Below are 17,157 nucleotides of genomic sequence, written 5' to 3' on the forward strand. Positions count from 1 at the left end.
CCTGCCATTAACAGGCGCGGTTTAGGCTTCGCGCGCTGCCGACACTTTCGGCTGTTCCACGGTTTCTGTGAGTCACTACACCATGTCGCAGCAAGGCCCGATCCTCACTGTTTCAAATCGGGAAGGCCGAACCCTCGCCGACGCGATCGCGCAGGTGAAGACATTTCCGCTGGTGGATGTGGGCTGGCCGGATGCGGCAGACGCCATAGCAAGGCTGCGGCCAGCAGCCGTACTCGCGGCCGATCTCGACGGTCACGACGCCGCATTGGCAAGTCTCGCGAAACAAGCCGCGCAAGCCGATCCCTACGTGCCGGTTCTGGCCGTCGACCCCGGCACAGTGTTGCCGCAAAATGTTCTTCCGTTCACACAGGTTGGCCGAAACGCCGAGCGCCTGGTCAGCAGGCTCAATGCCGCACTGCGCGTGCGCGCGCTGCACGTGACGTTGCTGCGCCGTCTGGCAAACGAACGTTCCACGTCTACCCGCATGCCAACGAGTGATCCCATCGACGACGCGACGGTCCTGCTGATCGGGCGCGGCGCGGGCTATCCTGCCCTGTCGGTCTCACTCGGCCAACGGATGGGTGTCGTCGGCGCACTCAGCATCGAGGCCGCCGCCAAGCACCTCAATGCCCGCGAACTCGACGGCATCATCATCGGTGACGGGTTTACCCTGCGCGTACTCGATGCGTTTCTGACCGTGCTGTCGGAAGACTCCCGGTTCCGTAACCTTCCTGTTCTGGTGGGAAGTGGAACTGGTCTGACCGCCGGTTACGACCTGCCCAACCTTGAAATCTCCAACGGCGATCCGCACACGGTCGCAACCCACGCCGTCCCGCTGATCCGGCAGCAGGCGTTCGAGTCGCGCATCGCACGCGCACTGAAATCGATTGACGTCGGCGGCCTGCTCGATCCGCGCACGGGATTGCTGAACGAAGACGCCTTCAGTCGCGATTTCGAGACCGCCGTGACAGACACCCAGACGCGCGGCGCGGGATTGTCCGTCGCCCGCATCACCTTCGCGCACGGCTCGATCTCGGAACGCATGCGCCTCGACGCGGCGCGCATTCTCAGCCGCCTGATGCGGCGGATGGACTTCGCCACGCTGGATGAAGAAGGCGCGATCGTCGCGGTGTTCGCCGAAACCGACCTGCGCAACGCGCACGCCATTGCACGGCGGCTGACCAGCGTGCTGAGGCACACGATGTACAGCACCAAGCGCGACCAGCGGCTCGATCCGCAGGTCACCGTCGCAACACTGATGCCCGGCGATACGGCGTCCGCGATCCTCCGGCGGCTGCACACCGAGGCGCAGCGGGTCGCGTCCTAAAAGAATTTTACTTTCGATATCGTCAGGAACAATCGCACCGGCTTCGCATTGGTGAGCCTCTATTCCCTTTGGAGGATACCATGAAGAAGATTGCACTCGTCGCCGCATCGCTGGCCGTTCTCGCCGGTCCGGCACTCGCGCAGACCAGCGGAACTGCTCCTGCTGAAGCCAAATTCTCGACCGTCGCGAAGGACGAGATGTTCAGTTCGAAGCTCAAGGGCCTGAACGTCTACAACCAGAAGGACGAAAAGGTGGGCGAAATCACCGATCTTGCCATCGGCAAGGGCGAGCAGATTCAAGCCATGATCCTGTCCGTCGGCGGGTTCCTCGGCGTCGGCGAGCATTACGTCGCTGTGTCACCTTCGTCCGTGCGTGTGAGCTACAACAAGGACAAGGACACTTGGACTGCGAAGATGAACACCACCAAGGAGGCGCTGAAGGCCGCGCCTGAGTTCAAGTATCCGAAGTAACGGTTCCTGCTAGATAAGCTCTTCGTCGTTGCGAGGAGCATTTGCGACGAAGCAATCCAGCTCCTTAGATGCCAAGACTGGATTGCTTCGCTTCGCTCGCAATGACGGCGCGGAACATCACGCCGCCTTCTTGCCTTCCGCCAGATTGGCAAGATCGCGCAGGATCGTGGTCGTGCCTTCGACGCGCTCCTCCGCCGTCTCCCATTCCTGGAAGAATACCACTTTCACGTCCGGGCGGACCTTGGCGGCTTTGCCGTGGCGGCTGATGAAGAACATAAGCCGGTCCGGATGCGCGAATGAGTTATCGCGGAATGTGATGACCGCGCCCTTCGGGCCGGCATCGACCTTCTCGATGTTGGCGCGGCGGCAGTACGACTTGATCGCCGCAATCTTGAACAGCCAGCGCACTTCATCCGGCAACGGCCCGAAACGGTCACGCAGCTCCGCGCCGAAGTTTTCGATCTCGTCCTCGGTGTCGAGATCCGCAAGACGGCGATACAACGACAGCCGGATCGAGAGATCAGCCACGTAGTCTTCCGGAATAAGGACAGGCATGCCGAGCGTGATCTGCGGCGACCAGCGGTCCGCGACCGGCTCGGAGATGCCGGCCTTGAGCGAGAGGATCGCTTCCTCCAGCATCGATTGATACAGTTCGAAACCGACTTCCTTGATGTGGCCCGACTGCTCTTCGCCGAGCAGATTGCCTGCGCCGCGAATGTCGAGATCGTGCGACGCGAGCTGGAAGCCCGCGCCGAGGTTGTCCAGCGACTGAAGCACCTTCAGGCGGCGCTCGGCCTGCGCGGTGATCTTGTGCGTGGACGGCAGTGTGAACAGCGCATAGGCGCGCAGCTTCGAACGGCCGACGCGTCCGCGCAGCTGATAGAGCTGCGCGAGGCCGAACATGTCGGCGCGATGCACGATCAGCGTATTTGCGGACGGAATGTCGAGACCGGACTCGACAATGGTGGTCGAGAGCAGCACGTCGTACTTGCCGTCGTAGAACGCGGACATGATGTCCTCGATCACCGTCGGCGGCATCTGGCCGTGGGCGACGGCGACTTTCATTTCCGGCACATGCTTGTCGAGGAAGTCCTTCACCTCCGCGAGATATTCGATGCGCGGCACGACATAGAACGCCTGACCGCCCCTGTATCGTTCGCGCAGCAACGCCTCGCGGATCATCAGCGGGTCGTGCGGCGCGACAAAGGTGCGCACCGCGAGACGATCGACCGGCGGAGACGCGATGATCGACAGTTCGCGAACGCCTGTCAGCGCCAGTTGGAGCGTGCGCGGGATCGGCGTAGCCGACAGCGTCAGCACATGGATCTCAGCACGCAGCTGCTTCAGCCGTTCCTTGTGGGACACGCCGAAGTGCTGTTCCTCGTCCACGATCAAAAGGCCGAGATCCTTGAACTTGATGCTCTTGCCGAGCAGCGCGTGGGTTCCGACGATGATGTCGATATTGCCGTCCGCAAGATCCTTCTTGACCTGCGTCATCTGCTTGGGCGCGACAAGGCGCGACGCCTGCGCAACGTTCACCGGGAACCCTTTGAAGCGTTCCGTGAATGTCTTCGTATGCTGCCGGGCCAGCAACGTGGTGGGCACGACGACCGCGACCTGCTTGCCATCCATCGCGGCGGCAAAGGCTGCGCGCAGCGCAACCTCGGTCTTGCCGAAGCCGACGTCGCCGCAGATCAGGCGATCCATCGGACGTCCGGCATCGAGATCGTGCAGCGTAGACGTGATCGCGCCGAGTTGATCCTCGGTTTCCTCATAAGGGAAACGCGCGCAGAACTCGTCATACGTGCCTTGGTGAATCGGGAACTTCGGTGCCTCGTGAATATGGCGTTCGGCGGCGATCTTGATCAGTTCGCCCGCGATCTCGCGGATGCGGTTCTTCAGCTTGGCCTTGCGCGCCTGCCATCCGCCGCCCCCTAACTTGTCCAATTCGACATTGGTCTGGTCAGAACCGTAGCGCGACAGTAGCTCGATGTTCTCGACGGGGAGAAACAGCTTGGTCTCGTTGGCGTAGTGCAGTTCAAGACAGTCATGTGGCGCGCCGCCGACCTGCAGCGTCTGCAATCCGACAAACCGCCCGATGCCGTGCTCGACATGGACGACGACATCGCCGGTGGCCAGCGACGTTACTTCGGAGATGAAATTGTCGAGCTTGCGGCTCGCCTTGCGTGGACGCACGAGGCGGTCGCCAAGAATGTCCTGTTCGGTGATGAGCGCAATGGTCTCGGTCTCGAAACCGGACTCGAGGCCGATCACCGCCAGCATGGTCTCGTTGCGCGGCGTCGCCTGCACTGCGCGCCATGTGTTGACGCTGGTGATGTTGAGCAGCTTGTGATCCTTCAGCATGCTCGCCATACGATCGCGCGAGCCCTCGGACCACAGCGCGACAACGACCTTCTTGCGCGCCGCCTGCAAGCCGTTGATATGCGCCACCACGCTTTCGAAGACGTTGACCTTGGTATCGCCACGCTCCGGCGCGAAGTCGCGTCCCTGCCGCGCGCCGACATCGATGACGCCCTCACCCTCGGGCAGCGCGAACGGCGTCAGCCGCGCCAGTGCGCTGTCCGCCAGCAATGACGTCCATTCGGCGTCGGTGAGATACAGCCGGTCCGGCGGCAGCGGCTTGTAGATCGCGCCGCCGCCCGGCGTGTCCATCGCCTCGCGCCGCGCCTCATAGTAATCGTTGATCTGGGTGAAGCGTTCGCGGGTGGCGTCCTCCGCCAGAGGCTCCATGACGATGGGCGCGGCGCCGAGATAATCGAACAGCGTGTCCATCCGCTCCTGAAACAGCGGCAGCCAGTGCTCCATGCCCGGATGGCGGCGGCCTTCGCTCACCGCCTCGTAGAGCATGTCGTCGCGGTCCGGCGCGCCGAACTGCGCGACATAGCCCATGCGGAAACGCTTGATGGTTTCGGTGACGAGCTGGAATTCCGACACCGGCACGAGATCGAGTCCGCGCATGTCGAGCAGCGTGCGCTGGGACTCCGCGTCGAAGGTACGGATCGATTCCAGCGTGTCGCCGAAGAAGTCGAACCGCACCGGCTGGTCCAGCCCGGCCGGAAACAGATCGAGGATGCCGCCGCGCACGGCATATTCGCCGGGCTCGCGCACCGTCGAGACGCGGTTGTAGCCGTTGTGCTCAAGCCACGCCGCGATGTTATCCATCGGCACGCGATGTCCCGGGGCGACCGACAGTGCCTGCGCCGCGACCACATCGCGCGCGGGCACGCGCTGGACGATGGCGTTGACGGTGGTCAGCACGATCAGCGGCTTTTCGCTGCCCTGAAGACGCGAGAGTTTCGCCAGCGTCGTCAGGCGCTGCGCCAGAATGCCGCCATGGGGCGAGACACGGTCATAGGGCTGGCAGTCCCATGCCGGAAACTGCATCACTGACAGGTCAGGCGCGAAAAACTCCAGCGCGCGGGCCAGTTGCGCCATCCGCGGGCCGTCGCGGCAGACCACGGCAAGGCTGATCGCAGGCGGGTTCGGCTTGGCCGCGACTGCGCGGGCCATGTCCGACACCACCAGCGCCTCGGCACCATCGGCAACGTTCGACAGCGTCAGCGCATGGCCGGGCCGCAACGCCTGAGCCGGAGATTTCGCCGAAGCCTTCATGAGAACCGGCTCGTATCCAGGAACTGCTTGATGCGCACGAAGATGCCGTCCTTGTAAGGGGACGTGAGCGGCTGCGCGCCGCTGAATGCCGCGTAAAGATCGGGGTCTGGCAATTCCATCAGGCCTTCGAGATCGTCCAGATCCGCGTCCGACAACGCGGCGATATGCACATCGGCGAAGCCTCCGAGGATCATGTCCATCTCGCGCGTGCCACGATGCCAGCAACGGAACAGCAGTCGCTTGCGCCGGTCGTCGAGGCCATCGCTTGATCGTGTCGTTCCCGTCATGTCCTGAACTCTCTCCAACGCAAAAAGCCCGGACGGTGCCGGGGAGGCTGATATAGCCGTCATGGCAACCGATGTCAGCATTTCTCTGATCTTGCATTCGGGATATGCAAAAGCGGCGGCAAACGTCCCAATTGAGTCGATCTGAATGCGTCCGTCCCTGCTCAATCCCCTGTTCGCCCCCGTCACCAGCCTCACAGGCGTGGGGCCGAAGCAGGAAAAGCTGTTTCGCTATCTGCTGGGCCGCAGCGAAACGCCGCGTCTGGTCGACCTGCTGCTGCACCTGCCAACCAATGTGATCGACCGCCGCACGCGGCCGACTATCGCCGAAGCTGTTCCGGGAACCGTGGTGACGCTCGAAGTCACCATCGACCGTCACCGGCCCGCGCCTCCCGGCCGCTCCCGCGCGCCGCATCTGGTCTATGCGAGCGACGAGACCGGCGATGTGGTGCTGACCTACTTCCGCGCCAAACCCGAATATATCGAGAAGTTGCTGCCGAAGGGCGAGAAGCGCTACGTCTCCGGCACCGCGCAGATGTTCGACGGCACGCTCCAGATTGTGCATCCCGACCGCGTCGTGGACGAGGAAGGCCTCGCCAAGCTGCCGCAGATCGACACCGTGTATCCGCTGACCGAGGGTCTCGCCATCGGTTCGATCCGCCGCGCCATGGCGCAGGCGCTGCAAAAGCTGCCCGAACTGCCGGAATGGATCAGTCCCGAGGTGCTGCGTCGCTGTAAGTTTCCACCACTGAGCGTGTCGCTGCGTCACGTCCATGAACCAACCGAACTGACCGACATCCTGCCGCAAAATCAGTTCTGGTCGCGGCTGGCGTTCGATGAGTTGCTGGCGGGACAACTCGCGCTGGCGCTGGTACGTGCGCAGCTTCGCCGCCCCGCCGGTGTCCGCAATGCCGGCGACGGACATCTGCGGCACAAGATCATCGATGCCCTGCCCTATGCACTGACGAACTCGCAGCAGGAAGCGGCGAAAGCCATTGCCAGCGATCTCAACGAGCCGGTGCGGATGCTGCGACTTCTGCAGGGAGACGTGGGCTCAGGCAAGACCGTCGTGGCTCTGCTCGCCGCTGCTGCCGTTGCCGAAACCGGCAAGCAATCCGCGCTGATGGCGCCGACGGAAATCCTTGCGCGGCAACACATCAAGACCATTGCTCCGTTGGCGGAGCGGGCCGGACTACGCGTCGCCATTCTCACGGGGCGCGAGAAAGGCAAGGAACGCCGCGAAATCATCGCAGGGCTCGCGGACGGTGAGATCGATCTGCTGGTCGGCACCCATGCGCTGATCCAGGACGACGTGATCTTCAAGGATCTGGCGCTCGCCGTGGTCGATGAACAACACCGCTTTGGCGTGCGCGAGCGCCTTGCGCTCACAGAGAAAGGCGAAGCGGTCGACGTGCTGGTGCTGAGCGCCACGCCGATCCCGCGCACGCTCGTGCTCACCTATTTCGGCGACATGGACATCTCCGAATTGCGCGAGAAGCCCGCCGGACGCCAGCCCATTGATACCCGCGCGGTGGCCGACAGCCGCACCGGCGAGATCATCGACGCAGTTGGCCGTGCCATCGACAGCGGAAAGCTGGTCTACTGGATCTGCCCGCTGGTCGAGGAATCCGAGGCTGAGGGAATCGAGCATCTGACGAATGCGACGAGGCGGTTCGAGATTTTGCAGAAGCGGTTCGGCGATCGTGTCGGCCTGGTCCACGGCCAGATGAAGGGCACGGAAAAGGATCGCGTGATGGCGCAGTTCGCTGCCGCCGAGATTCAGGTGCTGGTGGCGACCACGGTGGTCGAAGTCGGCGTCGATGTGCCCGCTGCCTCCATCATGGTGATCGAGAACGCGGAGCGTTTCGGTCTGGCACAGTTGCATCAGTTGCGCGGGCGTATCGGGCGCGGTTCGGAAGCCTCGACCTGCCTCCTGCTCTATCACGAGCCACTCTCGGAGATGTCCGCGGCGCGGCTGAAGGTCATCCGCGAAACAACCGATGGGTTCCGGATCGCCGAGGAAGATCTGCGCTTGCGCGGCGAAGGCGAAGTGCTCGGCACCCGCCAGAGCGGCCTGCCCGGCTATCGCATCGCGCGGCCCGAGGTCCACGCGCAACTGATCGCGCAGGCACGCGACGAGGCGGTGCGGATCATGCAGGACAATCCGAAGCTCAAGGGCGAGCGCGGCGAAGCGCTGCGCTGCCTGCTCTATCTCTATGAGCGGGACGAGGCGCTGCCGTTGATCGGCGCGGGTTAGCGAATTCAAGATTGCGCAGCGCGCTATCACTTCTTATGCGCAACGATGAAAGGCCGGTTGTCGTAGCCCTTGGTCGAATGGCGTTCTGTTGAAAGAATGTCGAAGCCCGCGGCGGATATGCAACGACTCAACTCCGCTGCACTGAAAACGCCGGCATGGGGCGCCTTGCCGATTGCGCGCATTGCAGGCAGGACGAACCGGATCAGCGGGTTCATGTCGCCAACGCAAGGAGTCTTGGAAATGAACAGACCATCGGCGGCAAGCAGGCTGTGGATGCGTTGTAAGGTGCCCGGCAGATCGCGAACCAGATGGAGATAATTGAACCCAAGAACTGCGTTGAACTGCCCGGTCGCATCAAGCTCAAGCGCCTGAGCGGTTGCCGTGCGAAATTCAAGCGCGGGGACAGGAGCTGCAATGCGTTTTTCTTCGGCAATCATGATCATGCTGGCCGAAAAATCCGTGGCGAGATAACTTCTCACATCACCCGCGAGTTGCAATGCCGTCGTTCCGGTGCCGCATCCAAGCTCCAGCACCCGATCTCCCGCACCCAACAGAGCGCGAGTCCGATCCAGCGTGCGTTCGTATCCATCCCTATCCGCAATCGCGGCCTTGGCATATTTTTTTGATGCCCGGTCCCAGAAGCGGGTATCGCTCGCAACGCTCATTCAACATGCTCTCTCACAGGACCGCCAAGTTTATGCGCTGACAGTGGCTCATGGCGGAAGCCGCAGCATGTCTGCCTTTCAGCGCTGATGGAGCTCACGGATATTGAAAGCGCACAATCGCGAATGACGCGCGCCCTACTCCACCTTCGCCGGCGTTTGCGATGCCGTTGCCACGCGCGCGGCATTGGCCATCTCGGCCAGCGCATTGACCTTCTTCTGTGCGTCGCTGCCGGGCTGCACCACGCCCGCCGACATGATCAGTGTCGCGGCGGCGTCGGTGCTCATATCGACTTCGATGAGTTTCGATTTCGGAACATAGAAGAAGAATCCGGTGGTCGGGTTCGGCGCGCATGGCAGGAACACCGAGATGAACTCGTCGTCCTGTGGAAGCTTCGTGGCGATCTCCGTGCTCGGCGGCTGGGAGATCAGCACGATCGACCACATGCCCGGCGACGGGAACTCCACCAGCCCCACCTTGCGAAAGCTGGATCCGTTGCCCGAGAACAGCGTTTCGAACACCTGCTTGAGGCCGCGATAGATCGCCCGCACGACCGGCATACGGCCGAGCAGTCCCTCGCCGAATTCGACCAGCGTACGCCCGATCAGATTGGCAGCGAGGAAGCCGAGGAACGTCAGCGCGAACACGGCGACGATCAGTCCCGACCCCGGCAGACCGAACGGCAGATAGGTCTCGGGACGATAGGCGACCGGCACGAACGGCCGAACGATGCCGTCGACCCAGGTGACGAACCACCAGACCAGGTAGATCGTGATCGCGATGGGACCGGCAATGATCAGGCCGGTGAGGAAATAGTTGCGGAGCCGCGCCATCGCACCGCGCGGCGCGCCGGCCGGCGGTACGGGCGGCAGGCCTCCCGGAATCATGTTGGGGCTAGTCTCATTCATTGGCGAGCCAAATTATCCTCAAGCGAAACACTATCTTGGCGCGTATTCTGATCGCAAAACCGGTGCCCATTTTTGCGGAATACGCGCGGGAACACCATCGCAAATCATTGCGACACCACTGTATCAGACTTTTCGGGGCCAGAACGGCCCGCGCTGCGACCGTTTGTCTGCCCGCGCCTTACTCAACGGTCACAGATTTGGCGAGGTTCCGCGGCTGGTCGACGTCGGTGCCCATCACCACGGCGGTGTGATACGCCAGCATCTGTACCGGGATCGCATAGACCAGCGGCGTCACCGTAGCCGGCATGTCAGGCAGGATAATGGTGACCAGCGAGTCAACGGTCGCTTCCTTGGCGCCCTGCGCGTCGGTCATCAGGATAATCCGGCCGCCGCGCGCCGCGACCTCCTGCATGTTCGAAACCGTCTTCTCGAACACGCGGTCGTACGGCGCGATCACGACAACAGGCATCTTCTCATCGATCAGCGCAATCGGGCCATGCTTGAGTTCGCCGGCGGCGTAGCCTTCGGCGTGAATGTAGGAAATTTCCTTGAGCTTCAGCGCGCCTTCCAGCGCCAGCGGATAATTGGTGCCGCGGCCGAGATAAAGCACATCCTGGCTCTTGGCGATGTCGCGGGCGAGCTTTTCGATTTGCGGTTCGAGCGCAAGCGCCTGCGTCATCAGGCGCGGCACTTCGATCAGCGCATGTACCAGCTTGGTCTCGTCTTCAGCAGACAGTTCGCCTCGCGCCCTGCCCGCGGCGACCACGAGCGAAGCAAGCGCGGCAAGCTGACAGGTGAAAGCCTTGGTCGAAGCGACGCCGATCTCGGGTCCAGCCAGCGTCGGCAGCGCGGTCTCGCTTTCGCGGGCGATGGTCGATGTGGGAACGTTGACGATGGAGATGGTGTGCAGGCCCTGCGACTTGGCATAGCGCAGCGCCGCCAGCGTATCGGCGGTTTCGCCGGACTGCGAAATGAAGATTGCAAGATCGCCCTTGCGCAGCGGCGCTTCGCGGTAACGAAACTCTGAAGCGACATCGAGTTCGACCGGCAGCCGTGCGAGGCGCTCGAACCAGTACTTGGCAACGAAGCCTGCGTAGCTTGCGGTTCCGCAGGCCGTAATCGATACCCGCTGAATATCCTTGAAGTCGAACGGCAGCTTGACCGGCATGGACACCTTCTCGGTGGCCATGTCGACATAGTGCGCCAGCGTGTGACCGACGACTTCAGGCTGCTCGTGGATTTCCTTCGCCATGAAGTGGCGGTAGTTCGCCTTGTCCACCAGCGATGTGGCGGTGTTGTGCTTGACGATCTCGCGTTCGACCACGGCGTTCTTGTCGTCATACACGGTCGCATCGCCGCGCGACAGCACAACCCAGTCGCCGTCATCGAGATAGCTGATGGTGTCGGTAAAGGGTCCGAGCGCAATGGCGTCGGAGCCGAGATACATCTCGCCGTCACCGTAGCCAACCGCGAGCGGCGAGCCCTTGCGCGCGCCGATCATCAGGTCCTCTTCGCCCTTGAAGATGAAGGCCAGCGCGAATGCGCCATGCAACTGCGGAAGGGTCGCCTTCACGGCATCCGCCGGAGACAGGCCCTTGGCGAGATATGAATTGACCAGATGGGCGACGACCTCGGTATCGGTCTCGCTGGAAAACTTCGCGCCCTGCGCTTCGAGCTGCGCGCGCAGGTCACGGAAATTCTCGATGATGCCGTTGTGAACCACAGCGACATTGTCGGTCGCATGCGGATGGGCGTTGTTCTCGGTCGGCTTGCCGTGGGTGGCCCACCGCGTGTGACCGATGCCGATATGCCCCTCGAGCGGCGATGATTTCAGCACCGCTTCGAGGTTTTTCAGCTTGCCCTTGGCGCGGCGGCGATCGAGCAGCACGCCTTCCAGCGTGGCGACGCCCGCGGAGTCGTATCCGCGATATTCAAGCCGCTTGAGGGAATCGACCAGTTGCTCCGCAACCGGCCCACGTCCAAGAATTCCGACAATTCCGCACATGCGGTTTGTGATCTCCAGCCGCCCCAATGCGGCCTTATGTACCGAGGAATAACACGGTTCTGCCTCAACAATTGTTGCGGATTGAGACAGGGTAAACCGTTAACGAAAACAGTCAGATAGGGCGCGGGGCCTTACTTTGGACTTTTGGGCTTCCGATTGAGCATTTTCATGTCGCGGAATCGCTTTGCCCAACCTTCGCGCACCGCCTGATCGCTGCGTTCGACGGCCAGCGAATCGTCCGGCACATCCCGGGTGATGACCGAGCCCGATCCGATAAAGGCACCGGTGCCGATCTTGACCGGCGCCACCAGCGACGAGTTCGAGCCCACGAAAGCCCCGGCGCCGATCTCGGTCCGGTGCTTGTCGAAGCCGTCGTAGTTGCAGGTAATGGTGCCTGCGCCGATATTGGCGTTCTCGCCGATATGGGTGTCGCCGATATAGGTCAGGTGATTGACCTTCACCCCGGCTTCAAGATCGGCGGCCTTGGTCTCGACGAAGTTGCCGATACGCACGCCCTCGCCCAGCACCGTACCTGGCCTCAGCCGTGCGTAGGGACCGATGGACGCGTTCTTGCCGATGCGCGCGCCGACGATGTTCGAGAACGAATGAATCACCGCGCCGTCGTCAATGCTCACGCCCGCACCGATCACGACAAACGGCTCGATCGTGACGTCCTTGCCGAAGGTCGTGTCTGCCGAAAGAAAAACCGTGTCCGGCGCGATCAGCGTCACACCGGCATCAAGTGCCGCCTGCCGCAGCTTTCGCTGCATCACCTGTTCGGCTTCGGCAAGCTGGGCCTTGGTGTTGATTCCGCGCACTTCGTCCTCGCTGGTTTCGATGACCACTGCCCGCAAGCCGAGCTCGCGCACGATCGCCACCGCATCCGTTAGATAGTACTCGCCCTTGCTGTTGCCATTGCCGATACGATCGAGGATTTGCAGAGCGGTCTTGCCCGCAAACGCCATGACGCCAGCATTGCAGAGTGTCACCGCGCGCTCCGCCGCGCTGGCGTCCGCGTGTTCACGGATCGCTACAAGCTGCCCGCCGTCTTCCAGCAGCCGTCCGTAACCTGTCGGATCGGCGGCGCGGAATCCCAGCACGGCCAGCGCCGCGCCGTCTTTCAACGCTGCACGCATGCGCTCGAACGTCATGGCGTCGATCAGCGGGGTGTCGCCGAATGCAATGAGGAGATCGTCAGCACCCGCCGCGATGGCTTCGCGAGCCGCCAGCACCGCATGAGCCGTGCCAAGTCGCTCACGCTGCACGAAAGTGCCGGCCTCCGGGCGAACTCTCTTGATCTCGTCGATCACTGCCTGATGGTCCGGCCCGACCACCACAGCGACGGCGTCGCTCTTACCGGCCGGCGCAGCCCCCAGCACGTGGGCAATCAGCGGCCGTCCCCCAACTGCATGCAGCACCTTGGGCAGGCTGGAACGCATTCGCGTGCCCTCGCCGGCTGCGAGTACGATCGTAAGAGTTGATCTGCCGCTCATGCTTTTTCCTGTGCAGCGTGCGGGTGCGCGCCAGCGTGGTCTTACCCGAGAGCGCCGGGCGACAAAAGCATTTTGGGGGCTCTCGCCAGCACGCATGTGGCCCGGCTTCTGTTAATCTTTACGCAATGATTCGCAGGGCCGCGGGAGGGCCCGACAGTCCCATGACCAAGGATCGCAACCATTTCCGCGATGATCTGACCGAGGATGACGGTGCCGGCTGGATCAATCGTTTTCTCGCGGAAGAGGACGAGTTTGGCGGACCTTCGATGTGGCGTCTGGCATCCTGGGGCGTCGGCACGGTCGGAGCGCTGATCGTTGCGATTCTTGCGACGCGCTCACCGGCGGCGATTAACCGCGATCAAATGGCGTCCGCCGAACTTGCACGGCAGTCCCAACAAGTTCAGTGGATCGCAAAGGAAAGCCAGAACAAGGCGCGTGAACTTGCCGCAGCCGTCGAGACGCTAAACAGCGACCGCGACCGCCTTTACGCGCGTGTGACCGTGCTTGAGCAGGGACTGGATTCCGTTACCGGCGCCCTAGCGCGGCCTGCACCGGCCCCTCCACCCGCAACATTACCAGCGGCTGCGGCTCCTGCACCGGGAGTTCTCCCGCCGGTTGTTGAAGCTGACCCCATCGGACCGGTCAAACCAGCCGAGGCGAAAACCGAACCTGTGGCGCAGCTTCCCAAGATCGCGCCGGTCGCCACTGCCCCCGCCGCACCGTCTCCTCCTGCCAAGGCTACCGAGCAGAGGGCTGAAACGTCAGCTACTGACCAACCTCCGGCCCCAGCCGTCACTGCTGCCATCCCCCCGCCAAACCCGGCGCCTGTTGAAACGCCGTCGACAGCTATCGTGCGCAAGACGGAGTTCGGTATCGACCTCGGCGGCGCGAATTCGATCGAAGGCCTGCGCGCAGTGTGGCGCGGTGCAGTCAAGAGCAACTCACAACAGCTCGCATCGCTCCAGCCGATCATCGTCGTGAAAGAGCGTCACGACGGTTTGGGAATGCAACTGCGGCTCGTTGCCGGACCTTTGTCCGACGCTGCGGAAGCGGCCAAGCTGTGTGCGGGAGTGCTGACCGAGAGCAACCGGCCTTGCGAAACGGCTCTGTATGAGGGGCAGCGGCTGAGCATGATCAGCGAGAAACAACCGGAAGCGAAGAAGCCCGAAGGTCAGGTTCATCGCTCGAAGCGGCGAAGCAAGCAGCGCGGCGAACCTGTGGCAGAACAGCCCAAGCCGTCGTCCTTCAGCTCTTTTTTCGGTAACAAATAACCACTCAACTTTGTGGCCGTCCGGGTTGTATCGCAATCCGTTCCGAACCATATTCGGCGCATGAAAAAAGAGCCGTTCAGACTGACCCCTTATCAGGTGCAATGGATTTTGATCGTGGGATTTCTCACGATCGGATACGCATTGTATCTGCGTTACATGGCCATTGAGTTTGCGCAGGTTCGGCTCGAATGCGAGGCCGGTCTGCAAACCATGCTGTGCAAGACGCGGCTGACGATGACCTATCTGTTCAAGAACTACGTGTTCGGAATAGCCGCGCTGGTCATTGCGACCCTGCACTTCATCCGGCCATCGATTGTCACTCTCACCGCCGGGCTGGTCGCAGCATGTTTCGGGATCGTGCTCTACAATATCGGCCTGTCGGGCGTCGCGATCGCGCTGCTTATTCTTGGGTTTGCGCGACCCGCGCCCGCGACAGCGTAAGCGCCAAAAGCAGATACAATCCGCAAGTCCATAGCGACTGCCAGTTCGCCGGCCCCTCGTTGAATCCGATATAGATCGCGGAGAGCGCGAGAGCGCCTGCGAAAACGGATTCAGTTATCGGGCGCGTGCCCTTTGCCGGCCTGTTGAGCGCCGTCAGCAGTACAAACGGGACGACAGCCATGGTCAGCGCCGCGAACTGGAAATCGCGGTAGCGTGGATCGAAGACGAAGCCGAGCGCGGTCTGGGTGGCCAGCACAGTCGTAATCAGCAGCACGATCCCAAGAATGGTCTGCATGCGCGAGCCCGTGCGATACTCTCGCGGTCCGATAAGTTCCATGAACGTCGGAAGACTGCGCCCGTACATCACGGTGTTGGCGACGATCAGCGGCGACAGCACAGCGGCTCCGAACAGCAGGATGCCGACGGTCCAGCCGCCGAGACCGAGGCTTTCGACGATCAGCTTGTCGTACGCCACGCCGAGAAGCGCGCCGCCCGCAGTCGCGCAGATCGCGACCGTGACCCACGAGCTCAGGTGCGGCGACCAGGGCCTGCGGCGCAGCGTCAGCAGCGCCACGCCAAAGACGAGCGCCGAGAAAATCATGCCGGCAACGGCATAGATCTTTGCGCGCGGGAAGTTGGTGATCGGCTCGCCGGCGGGATATTTCAGATCGCGGGCGCCGTCGGCGTCGAACAGACCCCAATGGCCGCCGACAGTGCCTTCCCACATCCGCTTCCAGGGCTGGTCGTAGGCCTCGATCAGATTGACCCGGAACTTTTCCTGACGGGCAAGCTGGAGGATTTCGGAAACCACCCGGGCCTGATTGGCCCGTGACGGCAGCGCGCCTTCACGCATGCGGCCCGCGCTTGGCCAGCCGGTTTCTCCGATCAGGATTTCCTTGTTCGGGAACGCAACCGCCATCCGCTTGCGGATCGCGTCGACGTGGTTGGCAGCATGGCGCGCACGAATCGGGAAGTCTTCCCAATACGGAAGAATGTGAATCGTAACGAAATCGACGGCGTCATAGACGTCACGGTTCTTGAGCCAGAACTCCCAGACATCGGCATAGGTGACCTGGATAGCTCCGACCTTCGACTTCACGTAGCGGATATTCGCCGTCAGGTCGGCAGCGGTCATCTCGCCGCGCAGAAGCACCTCGTTGCCGACAATGACCGCGCTGACGACGCCGGGATATTTCTTGGCGAGCCCGATGGCGGTTTCCATCTGCGTGCGGTTGTCGACGCGATTGGTGCCGATCCAGATTCCGAGCATCACCTTGAGCCCGGCCTTCTGAGCGAGTTCTGGAACCTGATCGAGGCCGTTGCCGACCGAATAGGTCCGGATGCAGTCAGTGACCTTGGCAAGTTGTGCCAGATCCTGCGCGATCTGCTCCGGCGCAATGATCAATCCGGGCTGAAGGGGATTCTGCCCCCCGCGGAACGGTGCGTAGGAGACGCATTCAAGCTTCGCGGAAGGGTCGATCGGGGCGCGCGCCAGTACAATCGGCGTGGCCAACCACCACCAAATTGCGGCAATAGCGCTCAGGGATATGACCAGAAGGGCCAGTGGCGTACGAAGGGAAATGGGTTCCGTCCTCCAGGGAGGCACGTCGATAACCGGTCGCCGCCGGTCTGCCAAGACCCCAGTCAATGGCTACCCCCGGTCTTCTCGTCGCACACCTTCATTACGGGGGCATCAAACTTCCGGCTTGCTGGACAAAAACATAAATGTCCTTCATGTGAATCAGGCAGTTGCGGTAGAGGCAATCTTCTGCCGCATTGGCAGGGCATCTGTGTGGGCGGCGCGCGGCGGCCGGCACGCCATCAATCGGGGATTTCATGCTTCGGGTACGTACCGGGTTTCGAGTTGCGGTTTTTCAGCGAGTCGCCGTTCCGGCCCTTGCTTTGTTTGTCGGGATCGGGGCTGCAATCGCTCAAAGCGGTGACCTCCGGGCCCAGGACACGGCCCCCAAACAGGCGGCCCCGGCCGACGCAGCCAAGGAAAGCAAGCGCAAGGCCGACGAGTTCGTCGAGGCGGCCCAGGCGATTAACGGTCCTGCCGGAAACCCGGAATGTGTCTGGCTTGGACGGCGGGTGGTCGGGTTGATGTGGCGCGACGACCTCGACACGGCGTTCCGTCACCTCGACCTCTATGAGCGCTTCGGCTGCCCCGGCGGGCACATCCAGGCGACTTTCCGCTGTGTCGTGAGGTTCGGCGCCACGATCGACCCCAAGGTCGCTGAGACCCTTAACGGCCGTGTGCACGCATGCTGGATCAATCCGGCGGCCCAACCACAGGCAGCCGCTGCGCCACAGCCCCCGGCTGCTGCACCCCCAGCAGCGACACCGCCAGCACCCGCGGCGGCGCCTGCTCCGGCAACACCGGCCAAGTGAGCGCCAAAGCGCTG

13 protein-coding genes are annotated in these 17,157 nt (G+C 62.5%); 6 read left to right on the plus strand and 7 right to left on the minus strand.

Annotated features, from left to right (window positions below; all coding sequences use genetic code 11):
• The first annotated feature begins 82 nt into the window (after positions 1–82).
• Both AC1Q67_RS20875 and AC1Q67_RS20880 read left to right on the plus strand, forming a co-directional pair.
• Positions 83–1,327, plus strand: coding sequence for a GGDEF domain-containing protein (locus tag AC1Q67_RS20875; RefSeq protein WP_492236504.1), 1,245 nt, complete (start codon positions 83–85; stop codon positions 1,325–1,327).
• A gap of 80 nt (positions 1,328–1,407) precedes the next feature.
• A complete protein-coding gene (locus AC1Q67_RS20880) occupies positions 1,408–1,797 on the plus strand; it encodes a PRC-barrel domain-containing protein (protein WP_006020618.1) in 390 nt (129 codons plus the stop codon).
• A 117-nt stretch (positions 1,798–1,914) separates the two neighbouring features.
• Here the strand turns inward: AC1Q67_RS20880 and mfd are convergent, their stop codons facing one another.
• The gene (gene mfd / locus AC1Q67_RS20885) at positions 1,915–5,430 is read right to left on the minus strand and encodes a transcription-repair coupling factor (RefSeq protein ID WP_492236503.1); all 3,516 of its coding nucleotides are present in this window, start codon (positions 5,428–5,430) and stop codon (positions 1,915–1,917) included.
• Positions 5,427–5,717: an FAD assembly factor SdhE gene (locus AC1Q67_RS20890; RefSeq protein ID WP_024578010.1), complete on the minus strand. Its 291-nt coding sequence runs from the start codon at positions 5,715–5,717 to the stop codon at positions 5,427–5,429. Before AC1Q67_RS20890 ends, mfd begins: the two co-directional genes overlap by 4 nt.
• Before the next feature lie 145 nt (positions 5,718–5,862).
• Here AC1Q67_RS20890 and recG point away from each other — a divergent pair, with 145 nt between their 5' ends.
• A complete protein-coding gene (gene recG, locus AC1Q67_RS20895; protein WP_492236502.1) occupies positions 5,863–7,971 on the plus strand; it encodes an ATP-dependent DNA helicase RecG in 2,109 nt (702 codons plus the stop codon).
• A 26-nt stretch (positions 7,972–7,997) separates the two neighbouring features.
• On the opposite strand, the gene AC1Q67_RS20900 is transcribed toward recG, so the two are convergent.
• The 4 genes from AC1Q67_RS20900 to glmU all read right to left on the minus strand — a co-directional run bounded on the left by AC1Q67_RS20900 (position 7,998) and on the right by glmU (position 13,040).
• Complete coding sequence (locus AC1Q67_RS20900) at positions 7,998–8,636, minus strand: class I SAM-dependent methyltransferase (RefSeq protein WP_492236501.1); 639 nt, start codon at positions 8,634–8,636, stop codon at positions 7,998–8,000.
• A gap of 135 nt (positions 8,637–8,771) precedes the next feature.
• Complete coding sequence (locus AC1Q67_RS20905) at positions 8,772–9,521, minus strand: DUF502 domain-containing protein (RefSeq protein ID WP_492237145.1); 750 nt, start codon at positions 9,519–9,521, stop codon at positions 8,772–8,774.
• 199 nt (positions 9,522–9,720) lie between these two features.
• Positions 9,721–11,547, minus strand: a complete 1,827-nt coding sequence (gene glmS, locus AC1Q67_RS20910; RefSeq protein ID WP_024578014.1) for a glutamine--fructose-6-phosphate transaminase (isomerizing) — start codon at positions 11,545–11,547, stop codon at positions 9,721–9,723.
• A gap of 131 nt (positions 11,548–11,678) precedes the next feature.
• Positions 11,679–13,040: a bifunctional UDP-N-acetylglucosamine diphosphorylase/glucosamine-1-phosphate N-acetyltransferase GlmU gene (gene glmU / locus AC1Q67_RS20915; protein WP_492236500.1), complete on the minus strand. Its 1,362-nt coding sequence runs from the start codon at positions 13,038–13,040 to the stop codon at positions 11,679–11,681.
• Between the two features lie 161 nt (positions 13,041–13,201).
• Here glmU and AC1Q67_RS20920 point away from each other — a divergent pair, with 161 nt between their 5' ends.
• Both AC1Q67_RS20920 and AC1Q67_RS20925 read left to right on the plus strand, forming a co-directional pair.
• On the plus strand, positions 13,202–14,311 hold the full coding sequence (locus tag AC1Q67_RS20920) for a hypothetical protein (RefSeq protein ID WP_492236499.1): 1,110 nt from the start codon (positions 13,202–13,204) through the stop codon (positions 14,309–14,311).
• Between the two features lie 60 nt (positions 14,312–14,371).
• On the plus strand, positions 14,372–14,752 hold the full coding sequence (locus tag AC1Q67_RS20925; RefSeq protein ID WP_492236498.1) for a hypothetical protein: 381 nt from the start codon (positions 14,372–14,374) through the stop codon (positions 14,750–14,752).
• Here AC1Q67_RS20925 and AC1Q67_RS20930 read toward each other — a convergent pair.
• Complete coding sequence (locus AC1Q67_RS20930; protein ID WP_492236497.1) at positions 14,712–16,265, minus strand: glycoside hydrolase family 17 protein; 1,554 nt, start codon at positions 16,263–16,265, stop codon at positions 14,712–14,714. The genes AC1Q67_RS20925 and AC1Q67_RS20930 overlap by 41 nt on opposite strands.
• Positions 16,266–16,588: 323 nt before the next feature.
• On the opposite strand from AC1Q67_RS20930, the gene AC1Q67_RS20935 reads away from it, so the two are divergent.
• Positions 16,589–17,143, plus strand: a complete 555-nt coding sequence (locus AC1Q67_RS20935; RefSeq protein WP_492236496.1) for a beta-1-3, beta-1-6-glucan biosynthesis protein — start codon at positions 16,589–16,591, stop codon at positions 17,141–17,143.
• Positions 17,144–17,157: the final 14 nt, after the last annotated feature.

The sequence above is a fragment of the Afipia sp. GW823-FHT06G09 genome (assembly GCF_058794875.1).